Genomic DNA, 25,322 nt, shown 5'->3' on the forward strand with positions numbered 1-25,322 from the left:
ATGGTAACTTTACGTTATCTGTTCCGAAAGGGGCAATTCTCCAGGTATCTTTTATTGGCTATCAAACACAAGAAGTGGCAGCCGCTCCTTCGGTGATTGTTACGTTGAAGGATGATGCGGAATTGCTGAGTGAAGTGGTGGTTATTGGTTATGGCGTGGCTAAAAAGAACGACTTGACCGGTTCTGTGACGGCTATTAAGCCCGATGAAATGAACAAGGGATTGGTAACCAATGCACAAGATATGATGCAAGGCAAGATTGCCGGTGTCTCTGTGACAAGCGGTGGCGGTACTCCGGGTGGTGGCGCAACTATTCGTGTGCGTGGTGGTTCATCACTGAATGCCAGCAACGACCCGTTGGTGGTGATTGATGGTCTTGCCATGGATAACCAAGGCGTGAAAGGCCTTGCCAATCCGTTGTCAATGGTAAACCCTGCCGATATTGAAACATTCACCGTGTTGAAAGATGCTTCGGCTACGGCCATTTATGGTTCTCGTGGTTCTAACGGTGTCATTATCATTACTACCAAGAAAGGACGTAGTGGTTCCAAGCCGACAGTTACCTATAATGGTAATGTGTCTGTCAGCACAAAGAAGAAAACCATCGATGTGATGAGTGGACAGGAATTTGGTGAATTTGTAGAAAACGTTTATGGCGTAGGCAGCGATGCTTGGAACTTGATGGCAGGTGCTTCTAATGGTACGTTGACTAACGCCAAATTGTTGGACGATGGCACTTACCGTTACAACAATACGGATTGGCAGGATGAAATTTATCGCACGGCTCTTAGCCACGACCACAATATAACTGTTTCAGGAGGTTTGAAGAACATGCCTTACCGTATCTCTTTGGGTTACACCAATCAAGACGGTATCTTGAAGACTTCAAATTTTGAGCGTTACACGGCTTCTGTCAATGTATCTCCGAAGTTCTTCGATGACCATTTGACCATCAACCTGAATGCAAAGGGTATGATTGCCAACAACCGTTATGCCGATGGTGGCGCTATTGGTGCGGCTGTCTATATGATTCCTACTTTTTCTGTTTACAGCAAAGAAGATATTTATGCCAAATACTTTGGCGGTTATACCCAATGGTATGGTGAAGGTTCGGCTTTGAACGACCCCAATTGGCTTTATACTTCCAATCGTAATGCTACGTCAAACCCGGTGGCTCTGTTGAATCAGAAAGACGATACGGCAAACTCCAAGTCATTCATCGGTAACGCTGAATTTGATTATAAAGTACACGGTTTCGAGGATTTGCGTCTGCACATGAACGTCGGTGGTGACTTCTCTACCGGTAAGCAGACCACGATAATCTCTCCGATGTCCACTTCCAACAACTATTACGGCTGGGACGGTTGGGAGAAAATCTACAAGTACAACAAGATGTTCAATGCTTACGCTCAGTACTATAAGGACTTCAATAGTGCACATCACTTCGACGTCATGGCAGGTTACGAGTGGCAGCATTTCTATCATAGAGGTGAAAGAGACGGTTGGGGACTTTACCAAAGCACCAATACTGAGAACCCCGGTGAGAAGTATGCGCGTGATGCCAAGATTTGGAAGAGCGAGAATTACCTGGTTTCTTTTTTCGGTCGTGCCAACTATACATTGCTTGACCGCTATATGCTGACTGCTACGGTCCGTTATGATGGTTCTTCCCGTTTCAAAGACCATTGGGCATTATTCCCCTCTTTCGCTTTTGGATGGAGAGTGAAGGAAGAGGCTTTCTTGAAAGACGTGGATGTGCTTTCTGATTTGAAACTCCGTTTGGGTTACGGTCAGACCGGTCAGCAGGAAGGTATCGGTGATTATAACTATTTCGCTTCTTACAATGTAAGTGAAGGTGTAGGTAGCAACTATCCTATTATTATTGGAGAAGACGGAAAGATGTATCGTCCGAATGCTTATAATGCGGATCTGACTTGGGAAACCACTACTACTTACAATGCTGGTATTGATTTCGGTTTCTTGAATGGAAAAATCAGCGGTAGCGTAGATTACTACTATCGCAAGACTACCGACTTGCTGAACACGGTATATGTATCTGCTGGTTCAAACTTCCGTAATCAGGTACAATCCAATATCGGTTCTTTGAAGAATACGGGTGTTGAGGTTTCTTTGACTTACCGTCCTATCCAAACCAAGGATTTGAGCTGGGAAATTACAGCCAACGCTACTTACAATGACAACGAAATCACTGAATTGATTGGTGACGAAAGCTATTTCGTTCCCACAGGCGGTATCTCTGCCGGTACAGGCGGTAACTGCCAGGCTCATGCGGTGGGACATCCGGCAAGTTCCTTCTATGTATTCCAGCAGGTATATGACAAGGCGGGCCAACCCATTGAAGGTGTTTACGTGGACCGTAACGGTGACGGCATCATCAATCAGGATGACAAGTACTTTTACAAGAGCCCGGCCGCTCCCTGGACAGCAGGTCTTTCTTCAAAACTTATCTGGAAGAATTGGGACTTCGGCTTCTCCTTGCGCGCTAACTTCAACAACTACGTTTACAATGACCTGGAAGCCGGTTCAAGCAACGTCAACAAGGGTTATCTTTACCGTTTGGGCTTCTTGAGCAACGTTCCTTCCATGTCCGTTGCCAAGGGATGGCAGACCAACGACAATGTATTGTCCGATTACTTTGTACAGAACGCTACATTCTTGAAGTGTGACAACATCACATTGGGTTATAGCTTCGACAAGCTGTTCGGTACTAAATTGGGTGGCCGTATCTACGGTGCTGTGACCAATGTGTTCACCATCACGAACTACAAGGGCATCGATCCGGAAGTGTTCGGTGGTATTGACAACAACTTGTATCCGCGTCCGTTCACGGCACAGCTGGGATTAACTCTTAATTTCTAACCATTAAAATACTAAGTGTATGAACTTTAAATATATCAAACATATAGCTCCTGCGACACTTTTGTGTATGTCGTTAGGGTTGGGTTCCTGCGTCAACGATTTGGACGTTACGCCGATTGACCCCAGTACTGTGATGACTCCGGATTTCAATGCTTTGTTTACCAAATGTTATGCCAATATGGCGGTTGCTGGTAACGGTGGTGCTAATGGCGATTGTGATATCGACGGTTTGGATGGTGGTACTACTGGTTTCGTTCGTCAGATGTTCAATGCCAACGAATTGCCGACCGATGAAGCGATGTGTTGCTGGGGCGACGAAGGTATTCCTGCATTCAACTACAACCAGTGGGGCGCCAGCCACCCGATGTTGAAGGGCTATTATTACCGTCTTTACTTCGGGGTGACCGTATGTAATTTCTATTTGGAACAAGCTGCCGAACACGATGCAGCGATGACCGCAGAGATTCGTTTTCTTCGTGCCCTTTATTACTATTACTTGATGGATTGCTTCGGAAACATTCCTTTCCTGACAACGGTTTCTCCGACGGCTGCCGAGCAGGCAAACCGTCAGCAGGTTTATGATTTCATCGAAAGCGAACTGATAGGTGAGAATGGTTGTATCGCTTCCATGAAAGCGCCCAAAAGCAATACTTACGGTCGTGCCGACCAGGCTGCCGGTTGGATGTTGCTGACTCGTCTTTATCTGAATGCCGAGATTTACACCGGTACCGCACAATGGGAGAAGGCGGCGGAATACGCCAAGAAGGTGATGCAATCTGGCTACACGTTGCACAAGACCGGTGAAGGTCGTTGGAGCGCTTACCAGATGCTGTTTATGGGTAATAATGGTGAGAACGGTGCACAGAACGAAGCTGTCCTCGCATTGCTGCAAGATGGCGCGGATGTTACAAGCTGGGGTACCACTCTTTTCCTGATGGCTTCTACTTTCAATGCCCAGATGACTTTTTTGGATGGCGCCACTAATGGTACGACCGAGACTTGGGGTGGTAACCGTTGCCGTCCCGACCTGATAAACAAGTTCTTCCCCAACGGAGGAATTCCTGAAGATGCGGATACATGGGCTATTTTGGCTGCGGCGAAAGATGACCGTGCGCTCTTCTGGGGCAAGGGACATACTTTGGATATCGATGATGTGGCTACGTTTGAGAGCGGTTTCGGTTGCACGAAGTTCACGAACTTCTATTCTAACGGCAGTGCCGCCCACAATTCACAATTCCCCGATGCAGACTTTTTCCTGATGCGTGCCGCAGAAGCATGGTTGAGCTATGCCGAGGCAACCGCCCGTATGAACGGCGACAGGACCACTGCGGAAGGTGCGGCCGCCATCAATGAAATCCGTAGCCGTGCCAACGCTTCCACAAAGAATTCTTATTCGCTGAATGAAATTCTGGATGAGTGGTCCCGCGAGTTCTATTTCGAAGGTCGCCGTCGTATTGACTTGATTCGTTTCGGCAAGTTCGGTGGTAACTCTGACTACAAATGGCAGTGGAAAGGCGGTATAAAGGAAGGTACAAACTTCAGCGCGAACCTGAATGTCTTTGCTATTCCTGATACAGACTTGAACGCCAATCCGAACTTGGTGCAGAACCCCGGTTATTAATAAACATGTTTCATTTGTAAATTACGGAATAATATGAAAAAAATATCATTATTATCTTTCTTGCTTGCCGGAATGCTTACTTTTTCGGCTTGCGATTCAGACCGTGACTCCAATCCGACATTGCTTACACCCAAGAAGTTTACGCTGAATACTCCGGTGGTAGAAGCAGGCCTTATCGACTTGAGCCGTACGGAGAGTATTCCTTTGAGTTGGTCTCAGCCTCAATATACTGAAGATAATGCTCCGGTTGTCGCTACCTATTCTGTACAAATCTCTCCGAACGGTACGTTTACTACGGAATTTGATGCTGCTGCGGATGACAATAGTGGCGCGGATTTCGTGACATTGGACGAAACGACCACTGATTGCCAGACCGTTGTGGCCGGTGCTAACATTGCCAAGGCTTTGCAACAACTCTGCGATTGGGAAGAGGGCGTAACGCTTGATAAACTGGCCATGAGCCTTCGTCTGAAATCGGCGGTGCTCGATGCAGGCATGAATGAATATGGAGTGGTTTACTCCAATGCCGTAAGTCTGAATGTGCTTCCTTATTATGTGGAGCTGAAAGACGCTGACCCGCTCTGGTGGCACCTTATCGGTGGTGATATCTCAGACGGTTCTTGGGGAAGTGAAGTTCCGGTTTCTATTTTCCCGATGCAGCCTCAGAAGGACTATGACTTTGACAAGAAGACCGGTGAAGGTGAATTGACGTGGACCGGTTACCTGGCAGGTAACGGCTTCAAGCTGAAGAGAACGCTCGACGGTTGGGATGACCAGTGGGGCGCAGGCGATGCCGGATACGTTGAGAACGACGGCGGTTCTGCCAACATTACCATGAATCCGGGTTACTATACCGTGACGCTGAACACTGCCAGTCACACATTGTCAGTTGAGGCTTATACGGAAACGCTGCCTTACAATGGCCAGGTTTACGTCACCGGTTCGTTCAACGGCTGGTCTGCTGAAAATCCGATGACTGCCGTACATACCGTGGCTGGTGAAAACAACCACGACTGGTATGCTACCCTTACGTTGGAAGCCGGCGCGGAAGTCAAGTTCTATGACGGTGACTCCTGGTCGTTCAACATTGGCGGTGCGCTGAACAAGCTCTCTGATGGTGCATACGGTTATGGTACGCAAGGCGGAGACAACATCGTGATTGAGGAAGCGGGAACTTATCTGGTTATCTTCAACGACATCACCGGTTACTATCGTTTCATCTTACAGTAATAAATCTAAAAACAAGGAATAATTATGATTAAGAAAATATTATTCGGATTTGCTCTGTTGGCTTCCGTCACAGCTTGTACGGATGACTATACAGACTGGGCAGATCCGCAGCAAAATGCACAAGAAGAACTTTTGTCGTTTGGCAATGGCAGCGTTGCAGCCGTAGGAGTGATAGATTTTGCGGAAATCGCAGAGGGACAGGAAATGGTACAGGTTTGTATCATTACTGCCCCGACAGCTTCTGATTCTAAATATGCGCCGGAGTATGTGCTGACCATTGGTGGCAGAGATTTCGCCATCAATGCAGCCGGTCAGGTATCGGTGGCAGAACTTCAGGAGTACGTGAACAATACGTTCGGTCGTCGTCCCGCAGAGCGTGAGATGGATGCTACCATCAGCATGTGGCTCAACAACGGTGTTACAAGCGTGAAGCAGGCTTCCGCCAATTTCAAGATTACGGCAAAGCCCGAGGCTCCGCAGATTTCAGAGAAGTACTATTTGATTGGTGGTGTAGAAGGAGCAAGCTGGGACGTGCAGGATACAAGTATGCCGTTCAGTCATAGTGGACAGGATGTTTACGATGACCCCGTATTCACTATCACATTCCCTGTGGAGGATGGCGAATATTGGTTTGCCTTTACTGACGATATTGCCATTGCTGACAACGATGCGACAGGTGAATGGCAGAAAGTTTTCGGTTGCGCGGAAGGCAACGGAAACAACGGAATGGAAGGTAAAGTGGCACGTCGCGAGGAAATTGGCAATGACGGTTCCTTCAAGATTGCGGTGGACGGTGATGCCAAGTTTATCCGCTTCACGCTGAATATGATGGACTACAGCTATAAGTTCGAGAAGCTGAACTTCGGACCGTATGTCTATGAAATCGGCAACGATAGCAGTTGGGGAGTCTCTAACCCGCTTTATAGTGCTGATGGAAACGGCGCATATCAGGGCTATTACTACCTGGACGGTGAATTCAAGTTTAAACCGAGCGCGGATAATTGGGATGGTGACTACGAATGCAGCGGCGAAGGCAAGCTGACGCAAGACGGTAGCGATAACTGCCCTGCTCCGGAAGAAGCCGGTTTCTATCAAATCAACGTGGATTTGGCGGCAATGACTTACAACCTTGTAAAAGTAGATAACATCTCCATGATCGGTGACTTCAACAATTGGGGCGATGATGTCGATCTGACTTACAATGTGGAAGAAGCTTGCTGGGAAGTGACTGCTGAAATCGCTTCGGATGGTGGCTTGAAGTTCCGTATGAACCACGACTGGGCGACCAGCTGGGGAGGCAACGGCAGCGGTGACAACTTCGATAATCTTACCGCTAACAATGGCGCCAACTTGAATGTTGCGGCCGGAACTTACCAGTTCAAACTCTATCTCAGCTACGAAGGAAACAATAGACTGGAAATCGTGAAGAAATAAATTCTGAACTCAAATAGAGGAGAGGGTATGCCAGAGATTCGGTGTATCCTCTTTCTTTTTATCCTGTCAACCGGATTTATTGGCTTATGTCGGTTGTATTATAATTATTGTATGGCAGACGATTTTGCAAGAAATTTGCTATCATACCAATAAGAAATATATATATGCTTGAAAATCAATGGCAAATGTACGAAGAATGCAAGTAAATAGCAAAAAGTCGTCCTTAAAAGTGTAGTGATTCTACAAAAAGTCGTCCTTAAAAGTGTGATATCTCACAGAAAGTCGTCCTTGAAAGTGTAAAGTTGTACAGGCTTTTGCTTTATATAGTAGGGATTGGAAAACGATTTTTGTAGTCTGCAAAAATCCGGATGCTTCCTTCAGAAGTAATCGGCAGAGCCGTTTTGTCCTGCAAACGTTTTCGTTGTTTCACAGTGCTTTTCCATAGCAGGCAGTCTGTCGGTTCTTTTTTTCTTTCCTACCTTTGGGTCAGTTAATAATTTGAAAATCTAAAGGTATGAAGAAAATAACATTTCTTTCTTTTTTCTTGTTTTGTGCATTGTCCATTTGTTGGGTAGCATGTAGTGATGATAACGGCGTTACGCCGACACCTGAACCGGAGCCAGAGCCGGAACCGGTACCGTCGGAATGGACGGTCACCACCGCTGCTCCTGCCGATTGGGACGGGGAGAAGCGTGCGGATATCTCGTATCAGTTGTTGGTCTATTCTTTCGCAGACAGCAACGGTGACGGATATGGTGATATTAACGGATTGATATCCAAACTGGATTATATCAACTCTTTAGGGGTGAAGGCTATCTGGCTTTCTCCTATTCATCCTTCGCCTTCGTATCACGGCTATGACGTGACGGATTATACGAAGGTCAATCCGAAGTTTGGCGCGGAGAGCGACTTCGACCGATTGGTTGCCGAAGCGCATAGCCGGGGCATCAAGGTTTATCTGGATTATGTGTTGAACCATACCAGCGTGGAGCATCCGTGGTTTCAGGCGGCGAAGTCTTCTGCGGACAATGCATATCGCAATTACTACATCTTCTCTCAAGATCCGGAAACCGATATTAAGGCGGGAAGCATTGATATGATTTCGAGCGAGGGTACTAAGGGGTATAATTCGAAAGAATGGTTCTCTACAACGACTTCGGATGATGCGGTGAACGGATGCTATAAATTCGTGCTCGACTGGTCGAACGCTTCCAAGCCTACATTGACGGTCAGCAAGGCGGAAAAAGCAGATGCGGATAATCCGGACCAAAGCACGACGGGTGCCAAGTATCTGTATTATGGTGACCCTGCCGTCTGCAAGAAGTTCTATGACAAGGGAGATGGCAAGTATGAATTGACGGTGGACTTCTCTTCGCCTTGGGGATTCTTGATTCGCACCAGCAATACGGAGTGGGGGAATCATAAATATGGTGCGGCCTCTGCCGGTACCCGTTTGAAATACGATGAGTCTTTTGCTTTGAAGCAGGGAGATGGCGCTGCCGACATCCTGTTTGAGTCTATGAACTTGTGGTATTATCACTCTCACTTTTATACAGACTCTTTTGCCGACCTCAATTACGGCAAAGTTTCCGACCTGAAGAACTCGCCGGCATTCAAAGAAGTGGTTGCCGCAGCCAAGGGATGGATAGACCGGGGGGTGGACGGATTCCGTCTGGATGCCGTGAAGCATATCTATCACAATGCCGGAGGCGCTGAGAATCCTACGTTCCTGAAGACCTTCTATGACGAGCTGAACGCTTATTACAAGCAGCAGGGCAAGACGGAAGACCTTTACATGGTGGGCGAGGTGCTTTCCGGTGCCAGCGAGGTGGCTCCTTATTACCAAGGGCTTCCCGCATTGTTTGAGTTCGACTTCTGGTATCGGTTGGAGTGGGCCATCAACAATGGCACGGGCTGCTACTTTGCCAAGGACATCATGGGCTATCAACAGCTTTATGCGGCCAACCGTCCGGATTATATAGAGGCGACCAAACTTTCGAACCACGATGAAGACCGCACGGCTTCCAAGCTGGGTAAGTCCATCGCGAAAGAGAAACTGGCAGCAGCGGTTCTGCTGACCGGACCGGGCGAACCATACATCTACTATGGCGAGGAACTGGGACTCTATGGTATGAAGGATAATGGCGACGAGTATGTGCGCGGCCCGATGCTGTGGGGGGATAATACGGTGACTGCTTATACAGACAAGATAGACAAGGGCGTAGCTTCCGCCATAAAGCCTGTGACGGAACAACAGGAGGATGAAAACTCCCTGCTGAACGTTTATGTGCGCTTTGCTCGGTTGCGCAACACCTATCCGGCATTGGCTGAGGGTGAGATGTCAAAGCATGGCACTTATAATGAGAGTAATGCCACCACCGGCAAGGCCATTGCCGCCTGGTATCGGACGAAGGACACTGAGAAAATGCTGGTTGTCCACAATTTCGGGGCCTCTACCGTTGAAATAGCATTGACGGACAGCATAGAGAAAGCCGTCGGAGTGAATGGAGACGTTCAGCAGAAGAAAGAAGACGATGGCGTGAAGGTGAAAATGGGAGCCTATAGCACGGTCGTATTCAGCTTGAAGAATTAGTTTGTGTTTTAGAAAGAGTATTGGCTTCTAACTCTTTTCTTCCCTCCCTACGGAGGTGGTTGTCCGAAAACCTTGTTGGCGCTTACATGTTGTTATGATTTTAGGCACGGATTGCACGGATTTCACGGATAGGATAAAGAAAAAGCCGTGTAAATCTGTGTAATCCGTGCCTGAAAGAAAGCATAACGGATGTTCCCGGACAGTCTGGGGAGGGATAGGTGGAGAGGCTCCTTTATTCAAACATCTTCGTCAGCACCCGATTCAGCCAGTTCCAACGAATGCGGAACCAGCGTCGGGTGCTGCTTTGTTTTCCGCCGAAGCGAAGAACGAACTCGCGGTAGCCGTGCTTGCGGAAGGGAAGCCCGACATCCATGAACTCGATGTGCTGGTATCCCCGTTGCTTGGCATCATCCATGGCTTTCCATACGGCGAGTATGCCCGGGTATTGCAGGGCGTAGGTCTTGCGCATCCCTCCCGAAAACCACAGGTAGGCGGTCTCGCCGGAATAGATGCAGGCGCTGCCACCTATAATCTTGTTTTTGTAGGTGACGATGAAGATGCTGCTTTGCCCTTCCTGCAGGTATTCTTCCAGATTGTGGAAGAAGAGGATGCTGGGGAAGTGGCGGCGTATCTTCGAGGAGTAGTTGTTGCGCAGCATCCGGGCGAATTCCGTTATCTCTTTCATCGAATGCGCCTCCCGCACTTGCGCCCCGTTGTTCAGTCCTTTGCGTATCTGCCGGAGGCGCGACGGGCTGAAGCGCTCTTTCACGTCCTCCACGCTGTGCAGCGAGTTATAGACCCGCATCCAGTTGATGGCGAAGTAACGGTTCTGCCGGAAAATCTTATAGCCGAATTTGGCGTTATCCAGGTTGCGGAATTCGATGAGGAAAGCGTTGCGCAACGCTTCGTCGGTGAGGCGTTGCAGCAACTCGCTGAAGATGGCCTCCTTGTCTGCGGTGTTGTCGAAATACTCTCCTGTGCCATATACCTCGCATCTTTTGATGATGCCGGGAGGGAACATGCGTACGCTCCGGCGGACTACCGCCAGCAGTTTGGCAACGAACCGGTCTCCCTCGGAAGCGACGATGAGCAAGGGGGTGTATCCCGGGGTTGCTTCGTAAATTCGGAACAACCCTGTGGAATGGAATGTGTTGTTACCCGGCAATTCCGGTATATCATTCCCGTGATAGTATGTGGTCAGTTTTAAAGGCATCACGCAAACTTAGACAAAATCTCCGGAATAGGCGAATAAAAAGGGATAAAAGTCTGCGAAAGGCTTATCTTTGCAGTCATATTCATGGATATTTAGAAAGATAGGATATGGAACACGGAACGCCTCTGACGCAACTTCCGCAACATAAGTCGGTCCGGTTTTCCGATTTCGGGGTGTGTCTTCGCCGGATTGTCTCTCCGCAAAGCGGGGAGGTCCTCTCTCTTTTTCATGCCTTCGGGCGCGGAAGGAGGGGGTGCTCATAATACTTTCTCCTTATTTTTGAATGGTGTTTGAATTTTGATTGTACGCTTTCGCTACGCAGCGCCACTCATCGCCCATTTTCATCAGTAGCAGATAGTCGGTGAAGTCGATGCGGCCTCCCCATTTCTCTTCCAATACGCGAACTACGGCGAGGGTCTCTTCTACGTCCACTACGTCAATGCGCGCCTTGAAATTATCACCCGCTCCGACAGTATCCACATTGCGGTAAAACTGTTCGATGCTGCCGTGTTCCAGTTTTCCGTCCAGATAACCGAACAATACGGCTTCGTCAATAAACAACTCGCGAGCATACTTGCTGTTGCCCTCTGCCACGCTCTTTACAAACTTCAAGGCAGCCTCTTCCACTGCTTTGTATTCTTCAATGCTTGCTCTCATAAATAATTGTTTTTTTAGTAGTTGTAATTTGCTGCAAAATTATAGGATAGTTTTTCTGCGCACAAGTACCGAAAAATTATTCATATACTGAAATTTTATTCGGTATATCCCCGCTTCTGCGTATTATCACTACCTTTGTTGGCGTAACACCTAAGAAAAACGAAATTATGTACGAAAGAAAGATACCTGTTGATTTGGAATGTCCTTTGCGGCTTACCATGAGCCTGATTAATTCCAAATGGAAGTCCTGCATTTTGGATGAACTACGTCGTTGTGCTTTGCGTCCAAGCGAACTACACAGAGTATTCCCCGAGGCTACTCCTCGGGTGCTCGACTTGCAGTTGAAAGAACTGGTGGAGGACGGATTGGTGGCGAAGACTATTTATCCCGAACTTCCTCCGCGGTCTGAATATGCCATTACTCCCTTGGGAATGACGCTGATACCTATCATTGACGCAATGATTGAATGGGGCAACAGAAATACCGAAGTGTTTGAAAAGAAATACGGTAAACAGAAATAATCGTTTTTACCAATATATATCGGTTTGACAGGCACTTGCGTCTGTCGTCTCAAACACAAGTGTCTGTCTCGTTGAACACAAGTGTTTGTCACGTTGAACGCAAGTGTCTGTCAGCTCGTTTTTCCCATGTCTGATAATTAATGTATTATGCCGCTCTTCAAAAACATGATTGCTCAATGTAGGGATGCCCCCCCGGTGCATCCGAAATGCCTGCTGATGGCGTGCAAACGAGCGGCTGCACCAAGGTACAGCCCTACAAACTATTGAAATCCAATCAGGTAAGTAGTAGCAGAACTGTCACTAATGGAGTTAGAGGGGTGAAAGGCCATATTGTTTCTACCTCCTTTTCGTGGTTATTCCGCAGATTTTCTTTAATTTTGCCTTCCCTAAACACGAATATCTTATGAAAAGTTTCAGCGAATTGATAAGAACCCGCCGCAGTATGCGGAAGTTTACAGAAGAAGAGTTGACGCAGGAGCAGGTGGTGGAGCTGATGAAGGCCGCTCTGATGGCACCTACGTCGAAGCGCAGCAATGCCTGGCAGTTCATTGTGGTGGACGATAAGGATACATTGAAGAAGCTGTCCCTCTGCAAGGAGCAGGCCTCGCAGTTCATTGCCGATGCGGCGCTTGCCGTGGTGGTGACAGCCGACCCGCTGGCGAGCGATGTCTGGATAGAAGATGCTGCCATCGCCTCCATCTACTTGCAGTTGCAGGCCGAAGACATGGGGCTGGGCAGTTGCTGGGTGCAGGTGCGCGAGCGTTTCACGGCATCGGGCATTCCTTCAGGCGACTATGTGCACGAGGTGCTCGACCTGCCTTTGCAGTTGCAGGTGCTCAGCGTCATCGCCATCGGACACAAGGGCATGGAACGCAAGCCATTCAATGAAGACCACTTGCAGTGGGAAAAGATACATCTTAATAAATATGGAGGGCAGTGATCGTGGCAAAAGCAAACAATAATCGCGATACATACAAGGCAACGGCCATTACGCTGATTGTTTTCGGCATACTCTATTTGGTGGACCGTTTGATTCATTTCTCTTCCGTCGGACTGCCGTGGGTGATGAACAAGGATAATTTCCTGCTCTATACGGCGGTGATTTTCCTGCTTTTCAAGCACGATAAGTCGGTGGGGCTGGTGCTGATAGGGCTGTGGCTGATATTGAATTTCGGACTGATTACCGCCTTGCTTGGCACGATGTCCGCTTATCTGCTGCCATTGGCGCTGTTGCTGTTGGGAATCATCCTGTATTGGTTGGCTACAAGATAAGGATATGGTGAGAAGAAGCATAGAAGATACACCCGTCGCTTTTATCGGGGCGGGAAATCTGGCGACCAATCTGGCCAAAGCTTTTTATCGGAAGGGCTTCCACATCATACAGGTGTATAGCCGTACGGAGGAGTCGGCAAAAAGCCTGGCACAACAGGTGGAAGCTGAATATGTGACAGAATTGTCGGCTGTCACGGAAGAGGCGCGGCTCTATATCGTTTCGCTGAAAGATGCGGCTTTTGTGGACTTGCTTCCCGGCATGGTGGCAGGTAAGGAAAAAGGCCTGTGGGTGCATACCGCCGGCAGCATCCCGATGGATATTTGGAAGGGGCAGGCGAAACGATACGGGGTGTTCTACCCGATGCAGACGTTCAGCAAACAGCGGGAAGTGGATTTCCGGGAAATACCGGTCTTTGTGGAGGGCAATTCGGAAGAAGATACAAACTTTCTGAAGGAGATTGCCGCCGTATTGTCGGAAAACGTTTACGAGGCAAGTTCCGAACAGCGCAAGAGCCTGCACCTGGCGGCAGTGTTTACGTGCAACTTCACCAACCACATGTACGCTTTGGCGGCCGAATTGCTGAAGAAGTACGGGCTTCCGTTTGAGTCGATGCTCCCTTTGATAGACGAGACGGCACGCAAGGTGCACGAACTGGAACCGCATGTAGCACAGACAGGACCTGCCGTGCGATATGACAAGAATGTCATGGGCGAACATCTGCAAATGCTTGCCCATGAGCCGGAAATGCGGGAGTTGTATCAGAAGATTAGCGAGGATATACACCGATTGACAGGGAGGAACGGATAGTTCCATGCCTTGAAACGGATACTCCCATGCTTTGGTAGACATACTCCCATGCTTTGGTAGGCACACTCCCACGTTTTGGTAGGTACACTCCCACGCTTTGGTACGCTTCTGAAGCTTCCGATTGCTCCTTAAACAGATTATATATAAAGAAATAAAGAGTGCGATGAGCAGTATAAACTATGATTTAAAGAAGATAAAGGCCCTCCTTTTCGATGTGGATGGCGTGCTGAGTGCCAATGTCATTCCGATGAGTCCGGAGGGCGAGCCGTTGCGTACCGTCAACATCAAGGATGGCTATTCCCTCCACTTGGCTGCCAAGGAGGGTGTTCTGCTTGGTATAATTACCGGTGGCAGGACGGAAGCTGTGCGCAAACGTTTCATGGCGTTGGGGTTGGCGGAAGAGAACATCTATATGGGCTCGTCTGTCAAGATTCACGACTACCGCGACTTCTGCAACCGTCATGGGCTGAAGGACGAGGAAGTGCTTTATGTGGGCGATGACATTCCCGATGTGGAAGTGATGCGCACTTGCGGCTTGCCCTGCTGTCCGAAGGATGCCGCTCCGGAAGTGAAGGCGGTGGCACGCTACATTTCGCACGCCGATGGCGGCTATGGTTGCGGGCGTGACATTGTGGAGCAGTTCTTGAAAGCCAACGGCCTATGGATGGCAGACGAAAAAGCCTTCGGGTGGTAGAAAAACAATTGATAATTGATAGTTGATAATTCATAAATCATCTCATGTTAGACAATCTGAAGAAGTACAAAGTGATTCTTGCCTCCAATTCGCCCCGTCGGAAGGAGTTGTTGGCAGGTCTGGGAGTGGAGTATGAAGTCAGGACGCTGCCCGATGTGGACGAGTCCTATCCTGAAACATTGCAGGGAGCGGAGATACCTCTCTACATTTCCCGCAAGAAGGCGGACGCCCATCGTGGGCTGATGCAGCCGGGAGAATTGATGATTACGGCAGATACCATTGTCTGGTTGGACGGCAAGGTGCTTGGAAAGCCTGCGGACAGGGAAGAGGCGATGCGGATGCTGCGTGATATGTCGGGGCGCACCCACGAAGTGTTCACCGGTGTTTGCATCACTACTCCGGAGTGGCAACGCAGCTTTGCGGCGGAGACCGAAGTGCGTTTCTCCGATTTGAGCGAGGCGGAGATAGCTTATTACGTGGATAAGTATCAGCCGATGGATAAAGCCGGTGCCTACGGTGTGCAAGAGTGGATTGGCTTTATCGGTGTGGAGAATATAGCCGGCAGTTACTATAATATTATGGGACTCCCCGTACAGAGGCTGTACAGGGAGTTGCAGAAGGTGTAGCTGTCATAAAGTGGCTAAATCCAGCATCAGCGGAATATCTTTCTCATCGATTCCTAATTTGAGGAGCGTTTCTTTGTCTTTGTCGAACAGCTCCCGGAAGAGGTCTTGGCTGCCGCATTCCGAAGCCGCTTTGCTGTAAAGTGTTGCAGCCTTTCCCATATCTCCTGTTTTCCAAGCAACGTGTCCGGCGTTGAGGTAATCGCCGGCAACCGGATGGGACGTCACCACCATGTCGAAGTACTATACGGCTTGCTCGTATTTGCCGCAGACGAAGGAACACCAGCCGATGGCACGCCATGTTTTGCAACTGCCGTTCTCGATGAAATCGAGTTTGAAAAAGTATTGCAGGGCTTCTTCGTATCTTTCCAGTTCGGCGAGGCAGCTTCCGGCATGGAACAGGATGTTGCGGTTTTCCGGTTGGATGGCTTCCGCTTTTTTGTAATACTCCAATGCGGTTGCAAAATCTTTGGCCTGCCGATAGCACGTGGCGAGATGCCGGATGGTCCAGACGTGGTCGGGCTTCAGGATGTCGGCTTTCAGATAGTTGCTTGTCGCTTCTTTGTATCGTTTCTCCTTTTGGAGACAATAACCGGCTTTTTGGAAGATGTCTGCGTCTGCATGTTTCAGGGCTATCAATGTCTGATAAAGTTGCAGCGCCTCTGCCGGATGCTCTTTGCGGAAGTGGAAGTTGGCCACTTCCATCAGCAATTCAGGCTTGCACAGAATCTCCTTGAGTGCGGGAAGGCGGTGTAGGGCGATTTCTTCCTTGAATATGTCGCGGAATTCATGCCTGCGCGGGTGCAGCTTGAAAAAGCGGTATAGGTCGTGAATGTATTGGTTGCAGATGACTTCCGGCCGTTCGGCGTATCGTTTCAGGGCGTTGTTTCTGTTTTCGTCCATTTGGATTTCCAAATCCATAGGCGCCAATTGACTGAGCATTTTGTCGCGTTGCTGTTTGGGAATGTGCGCCAGGGTGTAGCAGAGGGAGTACTTGTCGCTGTTGCAGAAGAGTCCCGATTGCAGCATCAGCGCGGGAGAGTTGTTGTTCCCCTCCAGTTGGAATCCGAATTCCTTGATGATGCTGGAATGATACGGGTCGAACGGATAGAACCAGTTGTTCAGGTCCTTGAAGAATGGAGTGGCTTTGAGCAAGGCGAACGAGCTCATATAGACATCGGCACCTTCTATTTGCAACTCGCTTATTTCGCGCATCTTATCGCTCAATTCCGAATTCTCAAAGACCTTTTCCCAATCCGGATTGCGGTCGTTCTCTTCCGGAGTTTCTTCAAAGCCGAACTTCATGTTGCGCATCTTGTTCACGTTCTTCATCATCTCCGGGATGATTTCCTCGCGCATCTTCTTGTCTATCTTTTCCGTTTCCTGGCTGCGGAGCAGTTCGATGTAAACGTGGTTCAGTTGCTTGCCGAAGTTGCCGTCTTCATCAAGCAAGGAAAGGCGTGCTGTCAGTTCAGGATAGATTGACAGGCGGGCAGGGTAGGTGAGAAGGGTCAGTGTGATTCCTACCAATGCCCGTTGGCTGACTTGTGTGGCGGTGTGTGTCGTGGCATCCAATAGCCAGGCGAACTTGCGTGGATCGAAGCATTCTGTCAGGCTGAGCATGACAGCACTGGTAAACAGGCACAAGTCGTTGACGGATAGCAGTGTGGATTCCAGCATCTCTTTGGCTTGCTGTTCCTCTTCGGCAGACCAGCAGCTGTTGAGCCAGGTGGAGAGGAAGAGGTCTTGGTTGGTTTGCTCGTGCCGTTGCAGCAGGGCATCCATTCCTTTGCTGTCCGGCATCAGTCTGCAAATGGCAAAGTCATCGGGGAAGGTCTCTAATGTCTGCCGCATGGTTGCGATGTCCGGTAGAGGCGGCTGCGACTTCTTGTGCTTGCGTGAGGAATGGTAGTAGCAGTGGGAAATGCCGTCAAGTATAGCCAAACGTGTTTGGTCGGCAATCTCCCAAGTCTCTGTCACGATTTGGTTGTAGAGTTTTTGCCGTTCGGGATCGGCAACTCCCTGCCGCATATATTGCAGCATGTATTGATAGGATAGTTGTACTTGCTCCAGACGGTTACGAAGTGACCATTCGTTGCAGTTCCAGAGAAAGGCTTCCAGTTGGGACTGTGCTTCTTTCACCCTTTTTTGTTCCAGCAAGTCGATGATGTGCCGGTATTGCTCTTGTATGTCTTGAGTATTCATCTGCTTGTTCATTGGTATGTATGTGGCAAATGTACAAAAAGGATGCCAATATGAAAGGAAAAACTTACGCTTTTCTTTTTTCAGGTCAGTCGGAAAGAAGAAACTTGCTCGTTTAAGCATAAAAAAACAGCCCGTTATGGAGTGTCGTTTCCATTAACGGGCTGTCTGATATCTATGCTAATCGATTACAAGATTCCGTTGGAACCTAAGATAATCAGCATGGCATATCCCAGTATCAGGCCGATGGCTCCCATGATGAGACCCACTTTCTGCATGTCTTTCTGTTCGATCATGCCTGTTGCGTGTGCCAAGGCATTGGGCGGTGTACTGATAGGCAATACCATAGCCAGTGAAGAACCTAATGCAACGCCAATCAACAGAGTAGATACGCCACCTAACGGCAATAGCAGGTCGCTTATCTTCAGACCTACCATGGCGAGGATGGGAACCAGCAAAGTGGCGGTAGCCGTGTGTGAGATGAAGTTGGCCATCGCATAGCACAACAGGCCGGAACCTATAATCATAACAACCGGCGGCCATGTGTCGAACGGTATGGAGTCAACGACATGTCTTCCCAGTCCGGTTTCCTGCAGGGCCACACCGAGTGCGAAACCGCCGGATACCATCCAAAGCACGCTCCAGTTGATTTCTTCCAGGTCACGTTTGGTGATGATACCTGTTATACAGAATACGCCGATGGGAAGCATGGCGACCACGTTGGAGTTTACACCGGTGAATTTATCGGTCATCCACAATAATACCGTAACCGCAAAGGTGATATAAACCAGAACAGAACGCCAGTCTTTTTTCATTTCACCTTCAATGTTCAGCTCGATGGTTTTCTGCTTGAAGGGGAACAAGCGGAGTAGCACCACCCATGCGATGAACAATACGACAAGAACGAAGGGCAGCATGACGCTGGTCCATTGACCGAAACCGATGTTCAGGTTCAATCCGGCAGGGTCGTTCAGGTACTTCAGGGCGATGGCATTCGGGGGGGTACCGATAGGTGTGCCGATACCGCCGATGTTGGCAGCCACGGGGATGGCCATGGCAAGACCGATTTTTCCTTTACCGTCGGCAGGAAGTGCCTTCAATACCGGAGTAAGGAAGGTGAGCATCATGGCGGCGGTAGCCGTGTTGCTGAGGAACATGGAGAAGACAGCTGTTACTAAGATAAATCCCAACAGAACAAAGCGTGACTGGGTGCCGAAAGGTTTCAGCATGACGCGTGCCAATACCAGGTCGAGTCCGCTCTTCGTAGCTGCGATTGCCAAGATGAAACCTCCGATGAACAGCATGATAATCGGGTCGGCAAAGCAGTGCATGATGGATTTGTAACTGATGGTTTTTCCTAACACATCGGCAGGAATGCCCTCTCTGAACAGCCATAGGCTGCTGTCGGATGCGGTGAATAGTAAGAGCACCACAACCAGCATGGAGGTGGTCCATGAAGGTATTGCTTCGAATATCCACATCAGAGTGGCAAAGATGAAGATGGCGATGATGCGTTGCTCGACATACGATAAATCGGGAATGCCGAATGACTCGGCGGGGAGTGTCCACAAAGTCAGTCCAACGATGATGGCTATCGCCAGTTTGATGAATCTCGAGATGTTACGGTCTTTAGAAAGACGTTTTGATTTCTTTAGCTCTTGATAGGCTTCTACTAAATGAAACCCATGGAAGATTTTAAACATAATGTGTGGTGTTTTAAGGTTGTAAATTGTTTTTTACTCACAAAATTTTAGAAACGCCAATATAGCTGTAAATCCACGGTGTTATAGCGTCCGTCGCCTGCCGTATTCTTGTCGCGTGTATAGGAGTAGTTCGCCTGTAACTTCAGGTTCTTGCAGAAGTAGTAGTTGGCGGACAGACCATAAAGTGATTTTTGAGAGTTCCACTCTTTACGGTCGCGATAGACGTCCCATTTAGCATATACCTTGCACTTCTTGCTGAAAGGAGCCCCCACGGCAATGTACCAGGCGTCTGCTTTGTTGCTTGTGCCTTCTTTCAGCGTACCGTCGCTGTTGTAGTCGCTGATTTTGTGTCCTTCGCTTACGGCAAATTCGGCACGTACGGTCCAGTCGGCTTCATACTTCAGTCCAAGGGCCATGCGGTTGCGATCTACGGTGATTCCGTCTTTGGTATATTCGCCTGCCCAGCCGAAAGCGCCTATGGCCAGTTGCTTCACGGGATATACATAAACACCTCCGATAAGGTCTTTGGAACGATTCTCGTCGGAGTGGTTGATGCCTTGTCCGTTATACACTCCCACCTGATAGTGGATGAAATTGTGCTTGTCTTTACCGATGGGCAGGAAGTCGCCTTGCACTTGCAGTCCCAGATCTCGTCCGTTGCTGCTGTGCTCGCCTACGCGGTCGTTCATGCCTGCCAATTTGTCTATCAGTTGCGAATAGGCACCGAAACCGATATCCCACGGGTTCATGGGATTCTCGAAAGTGAAAGCGCGTTTGAATTGTCCGAAACGTACATTGAAGAATTTGTAGCGTTGCCATTCAGCCCAAGCGTCCACAATGCGGGGACCTTTTTCCTTGCTGGTACCACTTACGCCATTTACCTCCATTTGGAGTTTGTACTTGAAGTCGAGTACTTTGCCGTCCACGTAGAGACGTACCAGACGCAAGTCGAAATTTGCATGGCTTTTGTTGCTGCCGGAAAGATCCTGATCATTGGCGGAAGCTTTTCCGATGACATAGCCGCCAAAAGTGCTCTTCTGTAACAGGTCTTCTTTTGCTTGTTTTCCTAAGTTGTTTTGTGCATACATGCTTCCGGAGATTGCTAAAGCTGTGGAAAACAAGAACATTCGAATGATTTTCATTATAAAAAATAGATATTCAAAAAAAAGAAAGGCAATTCTTTGTTAGAGAATTGTCTTTCTATGATTGGGGTTATTTTTATACTTATTCGTTGATAGCTGCGATACCCGGAAGAATCTTTCCTTCGATAGCCTCAAGCAAAGCACCGCCACCGGTAGATACATACGAAACACCGTTTGCCAAACCGAACTTGTTTACACAAGCTACGGAGTCGCCACCACCTACCAGTGAGAACGCACCGTTCTTGGTAGCTTCTACGATGGCTTCGCCTACGGCACGTGAACCGTGAGTGAAGTTTTCGAACTCAAATACACCTGTCGGACCGTTCCAAAGGATAGTCTTGGAGTTTCTGATGACTTCAGCAAATTTCTCTTCAGTCTTAGGACCTATGTCCAGACCTTCCCATCCGTCGGGAATTTCGTTGACTGCACAGAATTTTGCATTGGCGTCGTTAGAGAAAGCGTCAGCAATCTTCGCATCTTCAGCCAATACCAGGTTCACACCCTTTTCTTCGGCTTTCTTCATCAGGTCGAGAGCCAGATCCAGCTTGTCGTCCTCGCAGATAGAGATACCGATTTTGCCGCCTTGTGCCTTCGTGAAGGTATAAGTCATACCGCCGGCGATAATCAGGTTGTCCACCTTGTTCAGCAGGTTTTCGATGATTTCAATCTTAGAAGAAACTTTGGAACCACCCATGATGGCGGTGAAAGGACGGTGGATGTCGTTCAATACTTTATCGACAGCCTTTACCTCTTTTTCCATCAGATAGCCGAACATCTTGTTCTCTTTATCGAAGTATTTTGCAATCAGGGCTGTGGAAGCATGTGCGCGGTGAGCGGTACCGAAAGCGTCGTTTACGTAGCAGTCAGCGTAAGAAGCCAGTTTCTTGGTGAATTCCTTCTGGCTTTCCTTTACGGCAGCTTTAGCGGCTTTCTTCTCTTCGTCTGTGGCATCTTCAGCCAAACCACGCGGCTTGCCTTCTTCTTCGGCATAGAAGCGGAGGTTTTCCAGCAACAGCACTTCACCCGGTTGCAGGGCGGCGGCCTTTACAGCGGCTTCTTCGCCCATACAATCGTTAGCGAATTGTACTTCAACACCCAGCAGCTCTTCCAGATGCTTCAGGATGTGCTTCAAAGAGAACTTTTCTGCCACGCCTTTCGGACGGCCGAGGTGAGAACCGATAATGATGCTGCCGCCGTCGGCCAAAATCTTCTTCAAAGTAGGAAGAGCGGCACGCATACGGGTGTCATCTGTGATGTTGAAATTCTCGTCCAAAGGAACATTGAAGTCCACGCGAACGAATGCCTTTTTTCCGGCAAAGTTAAATTGATCGATTGTCATAATTCCTATTTTTTTAAAAGTGTTACTCGCTTTTTGTTGATTTGCGGCAAAGTTAGCATTTTATTTCGTTAAGTGAGCTATTAAATGATTATTTATTCTTTGTTCGCCCCCTTCTCTTTTTTCACTTTGTACTTTTGACAATAGTATTTGCACATCAATTGCAACCCACAGTTGTCACATTGGGGAGTGCGTGCCTGGCAAATATATCGTCCGTGCAGGATGAGCCAATGATGCGCTATCGGAATGTCTGCTTCGGAGATATGCTTCACCAGCTCTTTCTCTACGCTGAATGGGGTCGTGCATTTGTCAGAAACCAGCCCCAGGCGGTGGCTGACGCGGAATACATGCGTATCTACCGCCATGGCCGCTTTGTTGAACACGACGGACTGGATGACGTTGGCTGTCTTACGTCCTACGCCGGGGAGCTTGACCAGCTCTTCCAGGGTATCAGGCACCTGGCTGTCGAATGTTTTTACCAGCATCTGTGCCATACCCACCAGGTGTTTGGCCTTGTTGTTGGGATAAGAGACGCTGCGGATATACCCGAAGACTACTTCGGGAGTGGTTGCGGCAAGCGCTTCCGGGGTAGGGAAGTCGCGGAAGAGGGCAGGGGTGATGAGGTTCACCCGCTTGTCGGTGCATTGTGCGGAAAGAATGACTGCTATCAGCAGCTCGAAAGGGTTGTTGTAGTGCAGTTCGGTCTCCGCTACCGGGCGGTTCTCTCTGAACCATGCTATAATCTTTTCATAACGTTCTCTTTTCCTCATCTTAGTTTGTTCTTATGATAATGGGGTGCTACTTTATGGTTGAAATAGAGCGTGGAAAAAATGGTGAGGCAGGCGCCAAACAGGTATGCCTTGTCAAAACTGCTTATTTCGGCAATGTATCCGCCTGTCAGCATGCCGGTGCCTATGCCCACGTCCCATGAAGTCAGGTAGGTGGAAGTGGCCGTGCCTCGTTGGTTGTTGGGAGCCAGATTGACGAACAGCGTGTTGTAGGCCGGAAACATGATGCCGAATCCTACGCCAAGCAGCAGGGCAATCAGAAAGAAGACGATGCCGCACGCCGTCACGTTCCACCGGATGATATATATACAGAAAGAGAGCAGGAAGAAACTGAATATCACCAGATAGAGCCCTGCCGAAATGACTTGCGTCACCTTTCCTTTGTCAACCAGCTTTCCTGAGAATATGCGCGAGATGGCCATGCCTGCCGCCATGAAGGTGAAGAAGAAGCCGGTGGTGACGTTCAGCCCTATCTCCTTGGCATACATGGCCACGTAGTTGGTGGTCATGCCGTAGGGAATGGAGAGCAACAGCAGGCTGAGACCTGCCGGGATGCCCTTCAGCAGGATGAAGCGGTCAAGCGATATCGGGGCTCGCTTTACCGGTGGCTTATAAGGCGTCTTTACCGATGAGGCGCAGAGGAATCCGGCAAGGCAGGAGCAAAACGAGCAGCTGAAGATGGTGGCGAAACTCATGCCTGCATCGTGCAGGAACAATCCTGTCATGGGACCCACCGCCATGGCGATGTTGTTGGAAAGTCCATAGTAGCCCAATCCTTCTCCGCGCCGGGAGGAGGGCATGATGTCGATGACCACCGTATTGCCGGCTACCGTCACCATCCCGAAAGAGAACCCGTGGGTGATTCGGAAGAGGATGAACAGGGTGAGCGAACCGGCGATGATGTAGCCGGCAAACATGGCCATAAAGATGAAATAGGCCAGCAGATAGAGTGGTTTGCGTGCGAAGCTGTCCAAAAAGTAGCCGGAGAAGGGGCGGATGCACAAGGCGGCAACCGTGTAGCAGGAGAGTATGATGCCGATGGTGGCGCTTCCGGCATGGAAGACTTCCGACAGATAGAAAGGCAATACGGGTATCAATAGCCAGAAGCCGAAGTATAGCAGGAAGTTGGCTGTAAGAATAAAGCAATAACCGGGAGTTATAAGCCTGTCTTTCATTATTCAGAAGGGGGTTATTCGGAAGTTGTCGGGAGCTGGAAGGAGTTATCAAGAGTCAGAAGCCAATACTTCTCTTTGTGAAAGTTCTGACACGACTTTGTATAAGCGGGTCTATTGGCTTCTAACTCCCGATAACTCCTTTTTAACTCCTTCTAACTCCTTAAGAATATCAGTATGCCGCCTCAAATTCTTTCAAGAAGCGTGTGTCGTTTTCGGAGAACATGCGGAGGTCTTTCACCTGATATTTCAGGTTGGTGATACGCTCGATACCCATGCCGAGGGCATAACCGCTATATACTTTGCTGTCAATGCCGTTCAGCTCCAGTACGTTCGGATCCACCATGCCGCAACCTAAAATCTCTACCCAGCCGGTGTGTTTGCAGAAGGGACAGCCCTTGCCGCCACAGATGTTGCAGCTGATGTCCATTTCGGCACTCGGTTCTGTGAAGGGGAAGTAGGAGGGACGCAGGCGGATTTTCGTATCACTGCCGAACATCTCTTGTGCGAAGAGCAACAATGCCTGCTTCAAGTCGGTGAAAGAAACGTTCTTGTCCACATACAATGCCTCTACCTGATGGAAGAAGGCGTGCGCACGGTAGCTGATGGCTTCGTTCCGGTAAACACGTCCCGGACAGAGGACACGGATGGGTGGTTGGGTGGTCTCCATGACGCGGCTCTGTACACTGGATGTGTGTGTGCGCAGGATGATGCTGTGTGATACGTTCTCGGCATTGTTCTCGATGAAGAACGTGTCTTGCATGTCACGTGCCGGATGGTCTTCGGCAAAGTTCATGGAGGAGAATACATGCCAGTCATCTTCCACTTCAGGACCGTCGGCAATGTTGAATCCCATGCGGGCGAATATGTCGATGATTTCGTTCCTTACGATGGAAAGCGGATGGCGTGTGCCCAGTTCCATCGGATAGGCGGAACGGGTCAGGTCAATGTCGTTGCAACCGGTATCCTGGCTCTCGAACTGCTCCTTCAGCGCGGCGATTTTTTCTTGCGCTTTGTTCTTCAGTTCGTTCAGGCGCATGCCCACTTCTTTCTTTTGGTCGGCAGCTACGTTGCGGAAATCTGCCATCAGTTCGTTGATGGCTCCTTTTTTGCTGAGGTATTTGATGCGGAGTGCTTCCAGTTCCTCGGCGTTAGCGGCTTTCAGTGCTTCCACTTCTTGCAGAAGCTGGTCGATTTTAGCTATCATATTTTATTGTCTGATTGTTTTCTTGAGTTTAAAAACGGTGCAAAGATACAATTTTATCATTGCTTTTGTCGCTATCGGAGTAAGATTCTTCAAAGAATTGCAGAATTATTTCTTTTTGTTTCGTATGACACCTCTTCTCGGGACACGGTTTTTTCATGTTTAGGAGTTATCGGAAGCTAATGGGAGTTATCATTTCGCTTCGCTCCGTTAGGGACTAAAAGCCAATA

The 25,322-nt window shown here is 48.9% G+C and carries 19 protein-coding genes and 1 pseudogene; 11 read left to right on the forward strand and 9 right to left on the reverse strand.

Translation table 11 applies throughout. The annotated features are described in order from the left end of the window. The 5 genes from K2G43_RS12955 to K2G43_RS12975 all read left to right on the forward strand — a co-directional run. A partial coding sequence (locus tag K2G43_RS12955) for a TonB-dependent receptor (protein WP_300155919.1) occupies positions 1-2,879 on the forward strand: 2,879 nt, incomplete at its 5' end. A 19-nt stretch (positions 2,880-2,898) separates the two neighbouring features. Next, on the forward strand, positions 2,899-4,500 hold the full coding sequence (locus K2G43_RS12960; protein ID WP_297643180.1) for a RagB/SusD family nutrient uptake outer membrane protein: 1,602 nt from the start codon (positions 2,899-2,901) through the stop codon (positions 4,498-4,500). Between the two features lie 33 nt (positions 4,501-4,533). Continuing rightward, entirely contained in the window at positions 4,534-5,730 is a 1,197-nt protein-coding gene (locus K2G43_RS12965) for a SusF/SusE family outer membrane protein (protein ID WP_300155923.1), read from the forward strand. 24 nt (positions 5,731-5,754) lie between these two features. Further along, entirely contained in the window at positions 5,755-7,164 is a 1,410-nt protein-coding gene (locus tag K2G43_RS12970) for a DUF5115 domain-containing protein (protein WP_300155926.1), read from the forward strand. A 514-nt stretch (positions 7,165-7,678) separates the two neighbouring features. Then, on the forward strand, positions 7,679-9,757 hold the full coding sequence (locus K2G43_RS12975; RefSeq protein WP_300155928.1) for an alpha-amylase family glycosyl hydrolase: 2,079 nt from the start codon (positions 7,679-7,681) through the stop codon (positions 9,755-9,757). Between the two features lie 232 nt (positions 9,758-9,989). Here K2G43_RS12975 and K2G43_RS12980 read toward each other — a convergent pair whose 3' ends face one another. Beyond that, positions 9,990-10,970: a GNAT family N-acetyltransferase gene (locus K2G43_RS12980; protein ID WP_300155931.1), complete on the reverse strand. Its 981-nt coding sequence runs from the start codon at positions 10,968-10,970 to the stop codon at positions 9,990-9,992. Positions 10,971-11,243: 273 nt separating this feature from the next. After that, on the reverse strand, positions 11,244-11,627 hold the full coding sequence (locus K2G43_RS12985) for a nuclear transport factor 2 family protein (protein ID WP_297643579.1): 384 nt from the start codon (positions 11,625-11,627) through the stop codon (positions 11,244-11,246). Between the two features lie 167 nt (positions 11,628-11,794). On the opposite strand from K2G43_RS12985, the gene K2G43_RS12990 reads away from it, so the two are divergent. The 6 genes from K2G43_RS12990 to K2G43_RS13015 all read left to right on the forward strand — a co-directional run bounded on the left by K2G43_RS12990 (position 11,795) and on the right by K2G43_RS13015 (position 15,548). Continuing rightward, a complete protein-coding gene (locus tag K2G43_RS12990) occupies positions 11,795-12,148 on the forward strand; it encodes a helix-turn-helix domain-containing protein (protein WP_297643580.1) in 354 nt (117 codons plus the stop codon). 403 nt (positions 12,149-12,551) lie between these two features. Next, on the forward strand, positions 12,552-13,088 hold the full coding sequence (locus tag K2G43_RS12995) for a nitroreductase family protein (RefSeq protein WP_297643582.1): 537 nt from the start codon (positions 12,552-12,554) through the stop codon (positions 13,086-13,088). Then, positions 13,085-13,420, forward strand: coding sequence for a hypothetical protein (locus K2G43_RS13000; RefSeq protein ID WP_297643584.1), 336 nt, complete (start codon positions 13,085-13,087; stop codon positions 13,418-13,420). Before K2G43_RS12995 ends, K2G43_RS13000 begins: the two co-directional genes overlap by 4 nt. Positions 13,421-13,427: 7 nt before the next feature. After that, positions 13,428-14,228 (forward strand): Rossmann-like and DUF2520 domain-containing protein, encoded by an 801-nt coding sequence (locus tag K2G43_RS13005; protein WP_300155972.1) that lies wholly within the window; start codon positions 13,428-13,430, stop codon positions 14,226-14,228. Positions 14,229-14,391: 163 nt separating this feature from the next. Further along, complete coding sequence (locus tag K2G43_RS13010) at positions 14,392-14,922, forward strand: HAD family hydrolase (protein WP_300155936.1); 531 nt, start codon at positions 14,392-14,394, stop codon at positions 14,920-14,922. Between the two features lie 44 nt (positions 14,923-14,966). Then, positions 14,967-15,548: a Maf-like protein gene (locus tag K2G43_RS13015; protein WP_300155939.1), complete on the forward strand. Its 582-nt coding sequence runs from the start codon at positions 14,967-14,969 to the stop codon at positions 15,546-15,548. A gap of 3 nt (positions 15,549-15,551) precedes the next feature. Here the strand turns inward: K2G43_RS13015 and K2G43_RS13020 are convergent. The 7 genes and pseudogenes from K2G43_RS13020 to pheS form a co-directional block, all read right to left on the reverse strand. Next, positions 15,552-17,750: pseudogene (locus K2G43_RS13020) on the reverse strand (tetratricopeptide repeat protein). 185 nt (positions 17,751-17,935) lie between these two features. Further along, positions 17,936-19,450, reverse strand: a complete 1,515-nt coding sequence (locus K2G43_RS13025; RefSeq protein ID WP_297643591.1) for an SLC13 family permease — start codon at positions 19,448-19,450, stop codon at positions 17,936-17,938. 47 nt (positions 19,451-19,497) lie between these two features. Continuing rightward, positions 19,498-20,592 (reverse strand): porin, encoded by a 1,095-nt coding sequence (locus tag K2G43_RS13030; protein ID WP_300155943.1) that lies wholly within the window; start codon positions 20,590-20,592, stop codon positions 19,498-19,500. 82 nt (positions 20,593-20,674) lie between these two features. Next, positions 20,675-21,934, reverse strand: a complete 1,260-nt coding sequence (locus K2G43_RS13035) for a phosphoglycerate kinase (protein ID WP_297644621.1) — start codon at positions 21,932-21,934, stop codon at positions 20,675-20,677. A gap of 89 nt (positions 21,935-22,023) precedes the next feature. Continuing rightward, positions 22,024-22,698: an endonuclease III gene (nth, locus tag K2G43_RS13040; protein WP_297644611.1), complete on the reverse strand. Its 675-nt coding sequence runs from the start codon at positions 22,696-22,698 to the stop codon at positions 22,024-22,026. Then, entirely contained in the window at positions 22,695-23,891 is a 1,197-nt protein-coding gene (locus K2G43_RS13045) for an MFS transporter (protein ID WP_297644613.1), read from the reverse strand. The genes nth and K2G43_RS13045 overlap by 4 nt, the downstream gene beginning before the upstream one ends. A 169-nt stretch (positions 23,892-24,060) precedes the next feature. After that, complete coding sequence (gene pheS / locus K2G43_RS13050) at positions 24,061-25,095, reverse strand: phenylalanine--tRNA ligase subunit alpha (RefSeq protein ID WP_300155948.1); 1,035 nt, start codon at positions 25,093-25,095, stop codon at positions 24,061-24,063. Between the last annotated feature and the right edge of the window lie 227 nt (positions 25,096-25,322).

It is taken from the genome of Bacteroides sp. (assembly GCF_029057325.1).
In the GTDB taxonomy this organism is placed as follows: domain Bacteria; phylum Bacteroidota; class Bacteroidia; order Bacteroidales; family Bacteroidaceae; genus Bacteroides.